This window comes from Janthinobacterium sp. LS2A, from assembly GCF_036543145.1.
Taxonomy (GTDB): Bacteria; Pseudomonadota; Gammaproteobacteria; order Burkholderiales; family Burkholderiaceae_D; genus Janthinobacterium; species Janthinobacterium aestuarii.
On record NZ_JAZHPB010000004.1, the window covers coordinates 194,827 to 207,337 of the forward strand.

12 protein-coding genes and 1 tRNA gene are annotated in these 12,511 nt (G+C 60.1%); 6 read left to right on the plus strand and 7 right to left on the minus strand.

The genetic code is table 11. From position 1 onward, the window contains the following. Positions 1-448: 448 nt before the first annotated feature. From V3C40_RS13635 to V3C40_RS13665, 7 genes are all read right to left on the minus strand, one after another. On the minus strand, positions 449-1,450 hold the full coding sequence (locus V3C40_RS13635) for a hypothetical protein (RefSeq protein WP_331777705.1): 1,002 nt from the start codon (positions 1,448-1,450) through the stop codon (positions 449-451). Then, entirely contained in the window at positions 1,447-2,319 is an 873-nt protein-coding gene (locus V3C40_RS13640) for an ABC transporter ATP-binding protein (protein WP_331777706.1), read from the minus strand. The genes V3C40_RS13635 and V3C40_RS13640 overlap by 4 nt, the downstream gene beginning before the upstream one ends. Continuing rightward, on the minus strand, positions 2,316-2,696 hold the full coding sequence (locus tag V3C40_RS13645) for a GntR family transcriptional regulator (protein ID WP_139091276.1): 381 nt from the start codon (positions 2,694-2,696) through the stop codon (positions 2,316-2,318). Before V3C40_RS13645 ends, V3C40_RS13640 begins: the two co-directional genes overlap by 4 nt. Before the next feature lie 130 nt (positions 2,697-2,826). Next, positions 2,827-3,543, minus strand: a complete 717-nt coding sequence (locus V3C40_RS13650) for a DUF72 domain-containing protein (protein ID WP_331777707.1) — start codon at positions 3,541-3,543, stop codon at positions 2,827-2,829. Positions 3,544-3,612: 69 nt separating this feature from the next. Then, the gene (locus tag V3C40_RS13655; RefSeq protein WP_331777708.1) at positions 3,613-4,359 is read right to left on the minus strand and encodes a UDP-2,3-diacylglucosamine diphosphatase; all 747 of its coding nucleotides are present in this window, start codon (positions 4,357-4,359) and stop codon (positions 3,613-3,615) included. 86 nt (positions 4,360-4,445) lie between these two features. Continuing rightward, the gene (locus V3C40_RS13660; RefSeq protein ID WP_034756945.1) at positions 4,446-4,937 is read right to left on the minus strand and encodes a peptidylprolyl isomerase; all 492 of its coding nucleotides are present in this window, start codon (positions 4,935-4,937) and stop codon (positions 4,446-4,448) included. Positions 4,938-5,010: 73 nt separating this feature from the next. Then, positions 5,011-5,640, minus strand: coding sequence for a peptidylprolyl isomerase (locus V3C40_RS13665; RefSeq protein ID WP_175444578.1), 630 nt, complete (start codon positions 5,638-5,640; stop codon positions 5,011-5,013). Positions 5,641-5,918: 278 nt separating this feature from the next. Here V3C40_RS13665 and cysS point away from each other — a divergent pair, with 278 nt between their 5' ends. From cysS to V3C40_RS13695, 6 genes are all read left to right on the plus strand, one after another. Then, positions 5,919-7,316: a cysteine--tRNA ligase gene (gene cysS / locus V3C40_RS13670; RefSeq protein WP_331777709.1), complete on the plus strand. Its 1,398-nt coding sequence runs from the start codon at positions 5,919-5,921 to the stop codon at positions 7,314-7,316. After that, positions 7,313-8,026: a DNA-3-methyladenine glycosylase family protein gene (locus tag V3C40_RS13675; RefSeq protein ID WP_425324038.1), complete on the plus strand. Its 714-nt coding sequence runs from the start codon at positions 7,313-7,315 to the stop codon at positions 8,024-8,026. The genes cysS and V3C40_RS13675 overlap by 4 nt, the downstream gene beginning before the upstream one ends. Before the next feature lie 54 nt (positions 8,027-8,080). Then, complete coding sequence (locus V3C40_RS13680; protein ID WP_034756951.1) at positions 8,081-9,055, plus strand: acetyl-CoA carboxylase carboxyltransferase subunit alpha; 975 nt, start codon at positions 8,081-8,083, stop codon at positions 9,053-9,055. 157 nt (positions 9,056-9,212) lie between these two features. After that, the gene (gene tilS, locus V3C40_RS13685) at positions 9,213-10,631 is read left to right on the plus strand and encodes a tRNA lysidine(34) synthetase TilS (RefSeq protein ID WP_331777710.1); all 1,419 of its coding nucleotides are present in this window, start codon (positions 9,213-9,215) and stop codon (positions 10,629-10,631) included. 196 nt (positions 10,632-10,827) lie between these two features. Beyond that, on the plus strand, positions 10,828-12,075 hold the full coding sequence (locus V3C40_RS13690; protein WP_035817435.1) for an aspartate kinase: 1,248 nt from the start codon (positions 10,828-10,830) through the stop codon (positions 12,073-12,075). A 110-nt stretch (positions 12,076-12,185) separates the two neighbouring features. Further along, positions 12,186-12,278, plus strand: a tRNA-Ser gene (locus V3C40_RS13695). Positions 12,279-12,511: the final 233 nt, after the last annotated feature.

The following is a 12,511-nucleotide window of genomic DNA, read 5'->3' on the forward strand; positions in this document are numbered from 1 at the left end:
CGTATGTGCTGACTTCCACTATGAGGATAGTTTCAATTTTGAAACTTCCAATTTCATTTTGATCACTTCCCACGGTCTTATTTTCTCTGGCGTCATGCGGGTAAATACTCACGAATTGTCACGAAACAGGTGTTTTCGGCTGAGTCTGCTGTCGTGCCCGCGTATTTTTGCGCTTTTTATCCAAAAAACCGCCTTGCTATCGAATTGCTAGTTGTTGTTTTTTAACTGTCGATTATCAAATGTGATTGGTAATAAAATACGATAGAAATAATTATTTGTAATTTTTATATCGGATTAATGCTATCGAATGAATAGTCTTGATGTGGCGATGGGGAGTTTTCATAATAACTATCGCTAAGGTAGTTATTATTTTTTGGGGCTGAATGGAGTAGAAATGAAAAACGCCCCGGCGGGCGGGGCGTTTTGTGGGGGAGGTGATATGGCGCTGTCAGCCTTCCTCGCGCCAGCGGCGCAGGCGGATGGCGGCGTAAATCAGCGCCGCGCCTGCCGCCGCACCCAGCCAGACGGCTGGCAAGGCCAGGCTGGACCAGGAATTGCTGAACACGTCGATGCGCGTCATGTGCGATCCCCCCTCTGCCAGGGCATGCATTTGCGACAGCAGTTGCGGCTCGAACAGATACCAGCTGCCGGGGAGGGTGCCCAGCAGGGCGCGTCCGATGACATTCATCTGTATCCAGCTGACATTGCTTTCCGTCTGCGTCAGCTTGCCGGCCCACACTGTCAGGATGAGCAGCAGCAGCGGCACGCCGACGGCCCACAGGAAGACTTTCGATTTGGCCCAGCTCGAGACCATCAGCAGCCAGCCGACCGTCGGCAAGGCCCATAGGCAATACACGGGCAGCAAGCCGAACACGCGCAGCGGTCCCAGGTACAGGCCGGGGGTGGCGAGCAGTTCGGCAAACACGTGGATGCCGTTGGCTGCCAGCACGCCGCTGAGTATCAGGATCAGGGCCAGCGAAGTCAGGCTGGCGGCGGCGGCCACGATCAACGGCGCGACCAGCAGGGCGATGGCCGCTTTCGACAGCACTGTCTGCGCATCCGAGATGGGCAGCGATTTCCAGAACAGCACGCTGCGGTCGCGGCGGTCGTCATGCAGGGTGCTCAGGCAATAGAAGAACACGAGGAAACCCAGCGCCAGGAACAGCGGCGCGGCCGCGTACGTGTAGTTGTTGGCGACGGCGTCGATGATTTCCGTGCGGCGCGGGCCGAAAGTGCGGGTATTGAAGACGGTGCTCCAGGACACTTCCTCGCCATTGACGATGAGCGCCGTGCGCATCTTGGTCTTGGCGATGGTGCCTATCGTCATCAAGGCGCCCAGCACAGTCATGACGATGCCGATCAGGGCGGGTGTCCATACCAGCATGCCCTTGTGTTCCCACAGTTCACGCCGGATCAGCCATTGCAGCTTGTTGGCAGGGGAAATACTCATTGGTACGATCCTTTCATGGTCGCGACAAACAGGTCAGCCAGGCTGGGCGTGCGTACTTCGCCCAGGGCGGCCAGCTGGGTGCGGGCGACGCCGTCGAACAGCATCACCGACTTGCCGAATACGCTGCGTTCGCTGATCGGCTGCAGGGTGCGCGCCGGATTGACGTGCTGCGGGCCCACCATCACCTCGATATAGCGCTCGCCCACTTCTTCCATGCTCGAGGCCAGCACGATCTTGCCGTCGCGAATGAACATCAGGTCGCTGAGGATGTGTTCCACTTCCTCGATCTGGTGTGTGGTGATGACGATGGTCTTGTTTTCATCGAAATAGTCTTCCAGCAAGTTCTGGTAGAACTGCTTGCGGTACAGAATGTCCAGGCCCAGCGTCGGCTCGTCGAGCACCAGCAGTTTGGCGTCGATGGCCATCACCAGCGCCAGGTGCAGCTGTACCACCATGCCCTTCGACATGGCCTTGACCTTCATCTTCGGCGACAGCTTGGTGTGGGCCAGGTAGCGCTCGGCCTTGCTGCGGTCGAAACGTGGATGCACGCCAGCAACGAAATCGATGGCGTCGGCCACGCGCAGCCAGCCCGGCAGGATGGCCACGTCGGCGATGAAGCACACGTCGTCCATCAGCGCATCGCGCTGCACACGGGGATCGCGCCCCAGCACCGACAAGTCGCCTTCGAAGCCCGTCAGGCCCAGGATGGCTTTCAGGGTGGTGGTCTTGCCGGAACCGTTCGGCCCGATCAAGCCGACGATGCGTCCCGGCGCGATATCGAAGCTGATGCCATCGATGGCCACCTGCTTGCCATATTGCTTGCGCAAGCCGCGCGCGCTGATGACGCTATCCTTGTTCAATGCATTCATGCGCTCTCTCCGTGTGCGCCGCTGTCGCGGCTCGCTTGCAGCAGTTGCTCGAGGTTCAGGCCCAGTTGCGTGATGCGTTCAAGCATCGCCGGCCATTCTTCGCGCATGAAGCGCTCGCGTTCACTGGCCAGCAATTTGTCGCGGGCGCCTTCCAAGACATACATACCGAGTCCTCTGCGTTTTTCCACCAGGGCATCGTCGACCAGTTCCTGGTAGGCGCGCGACACCGTGATGGGATTCAATTGATAGTCGGCCGCCACCTGGCGCACCGAAGGCAGGGCGTCGCCGGACTGCAGCACGCCATCGAGCATCATGCCCACCACCCTGGCCTTGAGCTGGCGGTAGATGGGGCTATTGTCGTTCCATTCCGCGCTCATGGAATGCGCTCCCATAAGGGTGGCGCGGCGCGGCGCGTGAAAAATGCGGTAGGCATCGAAGCTCCGTGATGTATTGAGTTGGTGTTGTAGTTAACTATAACACTAAGCCCAAAAAAATCAACACGTATTTTCAGGTCATCCGCGCCTGCAGGTCCAGCGCATTGAACAGGGCCGCCCCGGCCGCCGTATTGTCGAAGATGCACCAGCTGTCCGCCTGCGCCGATGCGTGCAATTCAGCGGCCAGCGCCGCCAGGTAATCGGCCGGGTAGTCCGAATAATATATTCTCGGGCTGCCATGCAGGCGCACGTAGGCGATATCCGTCGTCGGCACGTGCGGGCCCGGCTGGCCTGCGGGCGGATCGGCGCGGACGCGCGTGATGCGCTGCATTGTTAACAGCTCGGTCGCGCCTTGCTCGAACCAGCTGGGATGGCGCGCTTCACACGCGAGCATGCCGTCGAAGCGTTGCCGTAGCGCAGTCAGGAAGTCAAAGGCCACGTCCGCTTCGAATCGCAGGCTGGGCGGCAGCTGCACCAGCACGCAGCCAAGTTTATTCCCCAGCTGCATCACTTCTCCCGCAAAACGATCGAGTTCGGCCGCACAGTCGCGCAAGCGCCGTTCGTGCGTGATGCTGCGCGGCAATTTCACGCTGAAGCGGAAATGAGCGGGCACGCTGGCGGCCCAGCGTGCGTAGGTGGCGGGCTGGTGCGGGCGGTAGAACGAGCTGTTGATTTCCACGCAGGGCAAGACTTGGGCATAGCGCTGCAGGTGGCTGCCATCGAGGGGGAAGTGGCTGGCGGCGGCGCTGGAAATGCTCCAGCCGGCCGTGCCGATGTAAACAGTATGCATGGCGCCATTACAGCAAGGCCAGGCGGGCCCGGCTATCGGACAAACGCCCGTGCCGCCGTCGGCGCAGAGCTAGTCGATGATGTGGCCGTTCAGGTCGTGGCGCGTGATGTTGCCGCGCGTATCGATGGCGATCCAGCCGCCGCGTGGCGGCGTGACATCGCATTCCCAGTCGGGCAAGACGTAGCGCAGGGTATGGCCGACCTGGTGCAGTGCAGGGCGGTGCGTATGGCCGTGGATCATGATGGTGCTCGCATGTTCGGCAAACACTTGCGCGACAGCATCGGGCGTGACATCCATGATGTCCATGGATTTTTCGCCATTGTGCTCGCGGCTGCTCTTGCGCAAACCGTCGATGATGGCCTTGCGCTGCGCCAGCGGCATGGACAGGAACTGTTTTTGCCAGGCGGGCTGGCGCACCATGGCGCGAAACTCCATGTATTGCACGTCTTTCGTGCATTCGGCGTCGCCGTGCAGCAGGACGATGCGCTGGCCGGCTATCGTGGCCACGTGCGGTTCGCTGAGCAGAGTGGCGCCGGCGGCAGCGGCAAAGCCGGAGCCGACCAGAAAGTCGCGGTTGCCGGCGATCCAGTAGACGTGCACGCCAGCATCGCTGACGGCGCGGATGGCGGCCGTCATGCGCGCATTGAACGGGTCTTCCAGGTCATCGTCGCCGGCCCAGTATTCAAACAGGTCGCCTAATAGATACAGCGCTTGCGCATATTGCGCATGGTGTTCCAGGAAAGAAAGAAACGCCGCGCTGGTGCGCGGGTGCGAGCTCTGCAGATGCAGGTCGGAAATAAAGAGTGCGGCAGGCATTGTCATCGTTCAACGCTCCCAAAAAGTGATGTGCATGGAGAGGCGAAAACGTTGCAATGCCTGTTATTCATGATGCTGAAGCCTGATTACGCGGCTTCTACCTTCTCGATGATCACGTCCGTCACTGGCACGTCGGCGAACATGCCGGCGCGCGAGGTTTTCACGGCGCGGATGGCGTCGACGACTTCCTTGCCTTCGGTGACTTTACCGAACACGGCGTAGCCCCAGCCGTCCTGGCCTGGATAGTCGAGGAAGCTGTTGTTCTTGATGTTGATGAAGAACTGGGCCGATGCCGAATGCGGATCCGACGTGCGGGCCATGGCCAGCGTGTAGGTATCGTTTTTCAGGCCGTTCTTGGCTTCGTTTTCCACGGTGGTGTCGGCTGGCTTTTGTTTCATGCCTGGCTCGAAACCGCCGCCTTGGATCATGAAGCCGTCGATGACGCGGTGGAAAATCGTGTTGTCGTAGTGACCGGCTTTCATGTAGGCCAGGAAGTTGGCAACCGTTTTCGGCGCTTTTTCGGCGTCCAGTTCAGCGGTGATCTTGCCCAGATTGGTGGTGATGATGACGGAGGTCATGATGATCCTTAATAAATTGGATGAATAATTGATTCAGCGGCGCCAGGCAGGCCGGCGCCGCAAAAACGCTATTTTACAGTTTTGCTGGCGCGGATTTGAGTAAAGTCGCCGATTCGATCACCACGGGGGTGACCGGCACGTTCTGGTGCGGGCCCTTGTCGGCAACGGGCACGGCCTTGATCTTGTCGACCACGTCCATGCCGCTGACGACTTTGCCGAACACCGTGTAGCCGAAACCGTCGCGGCCAGGGTAGTCGAGCGCGCCATTGTCGTTGACGTTGATAAAGAATTGCGCGGTGGCCGAATGCGGGTCACCCGTGCGCGCCATGGCGATGCTGTAGGTGACGTTTTGCAAGCCGTTTTGCGCTTCATTCTTGATCGGCGCCTTGGTGGCTTTCTGTTTCATGTTCTTGTCGAAGCCGCCGCCCTGTATCATGAAGCCGTCGATGACGCGGTGAAACACCGTGCCCTTGTAGTAACCGCTTTTGACATACTGCAAGAAATTGGCCACGCTGTGCGGCGCTTTTTCCTGGTTCAGTTCCAGCACGATCTCGCCCATGCTGGTTTTCAGGGCCACATGGGGCGTGGGGTCGAGGGCCGTCGCCGGGGCGGCTGCCACGACGGCGCTGCCCAGGGTCAGGCCGGCAAACAGGGTGCAAAAACGGGCCAGGAAAGACAGGCGTTTCGATTTGGTTTCTTGCATGAAGGTGTCCTTGATCGTTATTTTTCTCTAAACTTGCTTTAATTGTAAAGAAATGAAAATTCGGTTGAACATCGTAAAAACCTGATTCATATCGGGCCAGTATGGTTTTTATCAATGTTATACTTGACCGCTAACGCCCTAATTCTAACAAACAAGAACAACAATACAGCGGGTCGTCCCGTCTCGGCGCACACGGCAGTTCTGTGGCGCGGCACCCCCGGTGTCCGCGCCTGTCTGTCGTTTTGCCAGGCTGGCGGCCGCTCCACTTGCAAAGTACGATGAGCAATCTAAAGATTTACAACACCCTGGCGCGCGAGAAGCAGGTATTCGTCCCGATGGAAGCGGGCAAGGTACGCATGTACGTGTGCGGCATGACCATCTACGATTATTGCCATATCGGCCATGCGCGCATGATGATGGCGTTCGACGTCATCTACCGCTGGCTGAAAGCCTCCGGTTTCGACGTCACCTATGTGCGCAACATTACGGACATCGACGACAAGATCATCCGCCGCGCCGTGGAAAACGGCGAGACGATTTCCCAGCTGACGACGCGTTTCACCCGCTACATGGATGAAGACACGGCCGCGCTGGGCATTTTGACACCCGACCACACGCCGCGCGCCACTGAATACGTGCCGCAGATGCTGCGCCTGATCGAGCAGCTGGAAGCGAAGGACCTCGCTTACCAGGGCGCGGACGGCGATGTGAATTATGCCGTGCGCAATTTCCCCCATTACGGCAAGCTGTCGGGCAAGTCGCTCGACGACCTGCGCGCGGGCGAACGTGTCGACGTGAACACGGGCAAGCGCGATCCGCTCGATTTCGTGCTGTGGAAGTCGTCGAAAGAGTCCGAGCCGGAAGAAGTCAAATGGGATTCGAAATGGGGCAAGGGCCGCCCGGGCTGGCATATCGAGTGCTCGGCCATGTCCTGCGCCTTGCTTGGCGAACAGTTCGACATCCATGGTGGCGGCGCGGACTTGCAATTCCCGCACCACGAAAACGAGATCGCCCAATCCGAAGGCGCGTTCGGCCATACCAGTGTCAATTACTGGATACATAACGGCTTCGTGCGCCTGGACAATGAAAAGATGTCCAAGTCGCTCGGCAATTTCTTTACCATCCGCGAAGTGCTGCAAAAGTTCGATGCCGAAGTGATCCGCTTCTTCATCCTGCGCGCGCACTACCGCAGCCCCCTGAATTACTCGGATGTGCACCTCGATGACGCGCGCCTGTCCCTGACCCGCTTGTACACGGCGCTGGCCGACGTGGCGCTGGAAGAGGGCGCCATCGACTGGAACGAGGCGCACGCCGTGCGCGTGCGCGAAGCGATGGACGACGATTTCAATACGCCGCTGGCCGTGGCCGCCCTGTTTGACCTGGCAACGGAAGTGAACAAGAGCAAGTCGCCGGCCCTGGCGCGCCAATTGAAGGGCCTGGCGGGCGTATTCGGCTTGCTCGAACGCACGCCGCAGCAATTCCTGCAAGCGACCGTCGGCGCCGCCGCCGGTGGCCAGGACGAAGCGGCCGGCATCGAAACGGCCATCGCGGCGCGCAGCGCGGCGAAAAAGGCGCGCGACTTTGCCCAGTCCGACAAGATCCGCGCCGACTTGCTGGCTGCAGGCATCATTCTTGAAGACAAGCCTGACGGCTCGACCAACTGGCGCCGCGCATGATGCCAACGTCCAGGGAAAACGGGGAAGCGCCGGTGGAAGCGCAGGTGATCCAGGTGCCGCATTACTGGGAAGAGGCGAAGATCGAGCTGATGAAGCGCGACCGCATCATGAAAAAACTCATCCCGCAATTTGGCGACCTGCACCTGGTCGGCCATAGCGACCCGTTTACCACCCTGGCCCGTTCGCTGGTGGGACAGCAGATCACGCCCAAGGCGGCCGATGCTGCCTGGAAAAAGCTGCTGCTCGCTTGCCCGAAATGCACGCCGTCGCAAGTATTGAAAGCAGGCGCCGAGCAGCTGTCCGCCTGCGGCTTGTCCAAACGCAAGACCGAATACATCCTCGACCTGGCCGACCATTTCAAGGCCAAGCGCGTGCACGCGAGCCAGTGGGACCAGATGGATGACGAAGCCGTCATCGCCGAACTGGTGCAAATCCGCGGCATCGGCCGCTGGACAGCCGAGATGTTTCTGATATTTAATCTGCTCCGGCCGAATGTCTTGCCGCTCGACGACCCCGGTTTGATCCAGGGAATCAGCGTCAATTATTTCTCCGGCGAACCAGTTTCCCGCAGCGATGCGCGCGAAGTTTCCGCCAATTGGGAACCGTGGCGCACCGTGGCGACGTGGTATTTGTGGCGCAGTCTCGACCCTGCAGCCGCCCCTGCCGCACCCGATGCAGCCCCCGGTGCACCAGCCGGTACGGTAAAATAAACATAGATGACGCCGCGCGCCCTGGCGCCGTGGCCGGTAAAACCTGGAGGTACAATGACTAAAACGACTTTCCTCAATTTTGAACAGCCGATCGCGGAACTCGATTCCAAGATCGAAGAGTTGCGCTTCGTGCAAGACGATTCGGCCGTCGATATCTCCGAAGAGATCGACCGCCTGGCCAAGAAGAGCCAGCAGCTGACCAAAGATATCTACGCCAAGCTGACCCCTTGGCAAGTGGCGCAGATCGCGCGCCACCCGCAACGCCCCTACACCATGGATTACGTGAATGAGATCTTTACCGATTTCCACGAATTGCATGGCGACCGCAGCTACGCGGACGATCTGTCCGTCGTGGGCGGCCTGGCCCGCTTCAACGGCCAGCCGTGCATGGTCATCGGCCACCAGAAGGGCCGCGACACGAAAGAGCGCGCCATGCGCAATTTCGGCATGCCGAAACCGGAAGGCTACCGCAAGGCCATGCGCCTGATGAAAGTGGCTGAAAAGTTCAACTTGCCCATCTTCACCTTCGTCGACACGCCAGGCGCCTTCCCCGGCATCGATGCGGAAGAGCGCGGCCAGTCGGAAGCCATCGGCCACAACCTGTACGTGATGGCCGAACTGAAAGTGCCGCTGATCGCCACCATCATCGGTGAAGGCGGTTCCGGCGGCGCGCTGGCCATTGCCGTGGGCGACGCCGTGCTGATGCTACAATACTCGACCTATGCCGTGATCTCGCCGGAAGGCTGCGCCTCCATCCTGTGGAAGAGCGCCGAGCGCGCCTCCGACGCGGCCGAAGCGCTGGGCCTGACCGCCCACCGCCTGAAAGCCATGGGCCTGATCGACAAGATCATCAACGAACCGCTGGGCGGCGCCCACCGCGATCCGAAACAGATGGCCACCTTGCTCAAGCGCGCACTGGCCGACACCCTGCGCCAGTTCCACGGCATGAAAACCAAGGACCTGCTGGCCGCACGCCATGAAAAACTGCTGAGCTACGGCAAGTTCAAGGAAACGACGCCGAGCGAGTAAGCCATCGTCGGTCAGTGCAGGTCGGCGTAGGTCGGCTTAGCGCAGCGTAAGCCGACATGACGTAAGCCGACAAGACAGTAGAACACACCAGGGACAGTCCGCTAAACGACACCATCCGTTTAGCAGCCTGTCCCTCTTTGCATTCCCGGAGTCCTGATTGAAAAAGCAACAAACCGCCACCGTCGCCGATATCTTTGCCCATGCGCTGGACGCCTGCGGACCCCAAGCCGGCGAGACGGTCGGCATTGCCCTCAGCGGCGGCCTCGATTCCTCGGCCCTGCTGCACCTGGCGCTTGCCTGGGCGCAAGAGCACGGCGTGTTTCTTTACGCGTTTCACGTGCACCACGGCCTGAGCCCGAATGCGGACGCGTGGCTGGCCCACTGTGAACAATTGTGCGCCGGCATGGGCATCGCTTTCGAGGCGCGCAATGTCACCCTGGAAAAAAATGCGAAGACGGGCACGGAAGAAGCGGCCCGCAAGCGCCGTTACGCGGCCCTGGGCGAGCTGTGCGCCGCGCACGGTGTGCGCCTGCTGCTCACTGCCCACCACCAGGATGATCAGGCGGAAACCGTGCTGCTGCAATTGCTGCGCGGCTCGGGCACGGCGGGCTTGTCCGGCATGGATGGCGCCAACAGCGCGCCCGAGCTGCTGGGCAATCCGGACCTCGTGATGGCGCGCCCCTTGCTGCCCGTGTCGCGCAAACAGCTCGAAGCGTATGTGGCGAAACATGCGATCGCGCATATCCACGATGAATCGAACGACGATCCCCGCTTTGCCCGCAATGCCTTGCGGCATCAGGTGATGCCCGTGCTGGCGCAGGCGTTTCCCGGTTTCCAGGAACGCTTCGCCCGCAGCGCGCAGCACGCGCAATCGGCGCAGCGCCTGCTGACGGAACTGGCGACGCAGGATCTGGCGGCGTGCCTCGATGGCGATTGCATCGAGCTGGCGAAATTGCGCGAGTTGAGCGCGGACCGCTGCTACAACCTGCTGCGCCACTGGTTCGGCACGCGCGGCTTGCGCATGCCGTCGACGGCATGGCTGGCGGAAATGCTGGCGCAATTGCTGGAAGCGCGGCCCGATGCGCAATTGCTGGTCACGCACCCAGAATGTCACGTGCGGCGCCACCGCGACCGGTTGTACCTGACGCCGAAGCTCGATGACCTGGCCGGCATGCGCGACAAGAGCGACGCGGGCATTCCCGGCCTGGAAAAAGCCAGCCAGGAATTTGTGTGGAAAGGCGAGGCCAGCCTGGCCTTTCCCGCGTATGGCGGCGTGCTGCATTTCGATGCGGTGGAAGAGGGCGGCCAGGGTATCGATATTGCCTGGCTGCAATCTCAAACCTTGACCATCGATTTCCGCCAGGGCGGCGAGCGCCTGAAACTGGCCTTGAACCGACCCACGAAGAGCTTGAAATACCATTACCAGGCGTTTGACGTGCCCGCCTGGGAGCGCGAACGCCTGCCGCTTGTCTGTGCGGCGCAACAATTGCTGTTCGCGGCCGGTATTGGCCTCGATTGCCATTGCTTGAGTCTGCTGGATCGTCCCCGCGTCACCTTGCGCTGGGTCTCCTGCTGAGCGCAGGGGCAGCCGCCACGGCCACTCCCGGGGTGGCTGGCAAGTGGCTGCCCAAGCCGGCTGGACTGCATGGATTGGTTATTTCCATATGCGCAATCGGTATGAGCTAATGCGCTTTTTAGCTTGTTATTTTGCATTGCGGCATGTAGAGTAAAGCCCTCCTTTTTTATTCTTCTTGAGCGGAAACTTCACTCTTATGGCTTTAATCGTCCACAAATATGGCGGTACGTCGATGGGCTCGACTGACCGTATCAAGAATGTCGCCAAGCGCGTTGCCAAGTGGCACGACGCTGGGCATCAAATCGTGGTGGTGCCATCCGCCATGTCGGGCGAAACCAACCGCCTGATTGGACTGGCCAAGGAAATCATGGATCAACCCGATCCCCGTGAACTTGACATGATCGCCTCGACAGGCGAACAAGTGTCCGTCGGCCTATTGTCGATGGCACTGCTGGCGATCGGCAAACAAGCCGTATCCTATGCTGGCTGGCAAGTCGCGATCAAGACCGATTCCGCCTTTACCAAGGCACGCATCCAGTCGATCGATGACGAAAAAGTCAAACGCGACCTCGATGCGGGCAAGATTGTCATCATTACCGGTTTCCAGGGCGTCGACGAACACGACAACATCGCGACCCTGGGCCGCGGCGGTTCGGACACCTCGGCCGTGGCGATCGCCGCCGCCATGAAGGCGGCCGAATGCCTGATCTTCACGGACGTCGACGGCGTCTACACGACCGACCCGCGCGTGGTCTCCGAGGCGCGCCGCCTGAAGACCATCACCTTTGAAGAAATGCTGGAACTGGCTTCGCTGGGCTCCAAAGTGCTGCAAACGCGTTCGGTGGAATTCGCCGGCAACTACCGCGTGCCCACGCGCGTGCTGTCGTCGCTGACCGACCCGATGTTGCCGCTGGAAATAGAAGCCAATTCAGGCACCCTGATTTCGTTTGAGGAAGATACAAACATGGAACAAGCAGTCATCTCCGGCATCGCCTTCAACCGCGATGAAGCCAAAATCACCGTGCTCGGCGTGCCCGACCGTCCAGGCGTGGCATACCACATCCTGGGACCGGTGGCGGACGCGAACATCGAAGTCGACATGATCATACAGAATCAGTCGGTCGACGGTAAAACGGACTTCACCTTCACCGTCTCGCGCGGCGAATATACGCGCGCGCTGGCCGTGCTGGAAGCGAACCGCGAATCGCTGGGCGCGGCCAGCATCACGGGCGACGCGAAAGTGTCGAAACTGTCCGTCGTCGGCGTGGGCATGCGCAGCCACGTTGGCGTCGCATCGCAAATGTTCCGTACCCTGTCGGAAGAGGGCATCAACATCATGATGATCTCCACTTCCGAGATCAAGATCTCCGTGCTGATCGACGAAAAGTACATGGAACTGGCCGTGCGCGCGCTGCATAAAGCGTTCGAGCTGGAAAAAGCTTAAATATCCAAAAATATTGCCCCACGCCCTTGACCAAAGGGGGGGCAATCGATATTATGACGTTCGTCGCTGCAGCGCAGTTAGCTACAGAGACATAGTTGAGTAATCAGCTAGGAGACGTGGCCGAGTGGCCGAAGGCACATCCCTGCTAAGGATGCATACGGCTTATACCTGTATCGTGGGTTCGAATCCCACCGTCTCCGCCAGAATCAAATAAAAAAGCCTCCCCTGCGGGAGGCTTTTTTATTTGTCTGGACGGAACGGTGGGATGCGAAGACGGAGCGCCCTAGGGGGCGCGAGGCTATTCGAATCGCCATTCTGCCGCGCCCCGCGCGGCCCCGCTGGCCGCGCAGCGGCCAGCGCCGTCCCCTCATCTCAGGCACTAGCAGCCAGCTCTCCCACCGGCGCCATGCCCCACACCAGCATCCATGCCGACATG

Bases quoted from the DNA above. Each gene is read 5' to 3' on its own strand.
- V3C40_RS13665 (WP_175444578.1), bottom strand. From the start codon at position 5,640: ATGCAAGAAACCAAATCGAAACGCCTGTCTTTCCTGGCCCGTTTTTGC.
- V3C40_RS13640 (WP_331777706.1), bottom strand. From the start codon at position 2,319: ATGAATGCATTGAACAAGGATAGCGTCATCAGCGCGCGCGGCTTGCGC.
- V3C40_RS13655 (WP_331777708.1), bottom strand. From the start codon at position 4,359: ATGCCTGCCGCACTCTTTATTTCCGACCTGCATCTGCAGAGCTCGCAC.
- V3C40_RS13650 (WP_331777707.1), bottom strand. From the start codon at position 3,543: ATGCATACTGTTTACATCGGCACGGCCGGCTGGAGCATTTCCAGCGCC.
- V3C40_RS13645 (WP_139091276.1), bottom strand. From the start codon at position 2,696: ATGAGCGCGGAATGGAACGACAATAGCCCCATCTACCGCCAGCTCAAG.
- V3C40_RS13660 (WP_034756945.1), bottom strand. From the start codon at position 4,937: ATGACCTCCGTCATCATCACCACCAATCTGGGCAAGATCACCGCTGAA.
- V3C40_RS13690 (WP_035817435.1), top strand. From the start codon at position 10,828: ATGGCTTTAATCGTCCACAAATATGGCGGTACGTCGATGGGCTCGACT.
- cysS (WP_331777709.1), top strand. From the start codon at position 5,919: ATGAGCAATCTAAAGATTTACAACACCCTGGCGCGCGAGAAGCAGGTA.
- V3C40_RS13675 (WP_425324038.1), top strand. From the start codon at position 7,313: ATGATGCCAACGTCCAGGGAAAACGGGGAAGCGCCGGTGGAAGCGCAG.
- V3C40_RS13680 (WP_034756951.1), top strand. From the start codon at position 8,081: ATGACTAAAACGACTTTCCTCAATTTTGAACAGCCGATCGCGGAACTC.
- V3C40_RS13635 (WP_331777705.1), bottom strand. From the start codon at position 1,450: ATGAGTATTTCCCCTGCCAACAAGCTGCAATGGCTGATCCGGCGTGAA.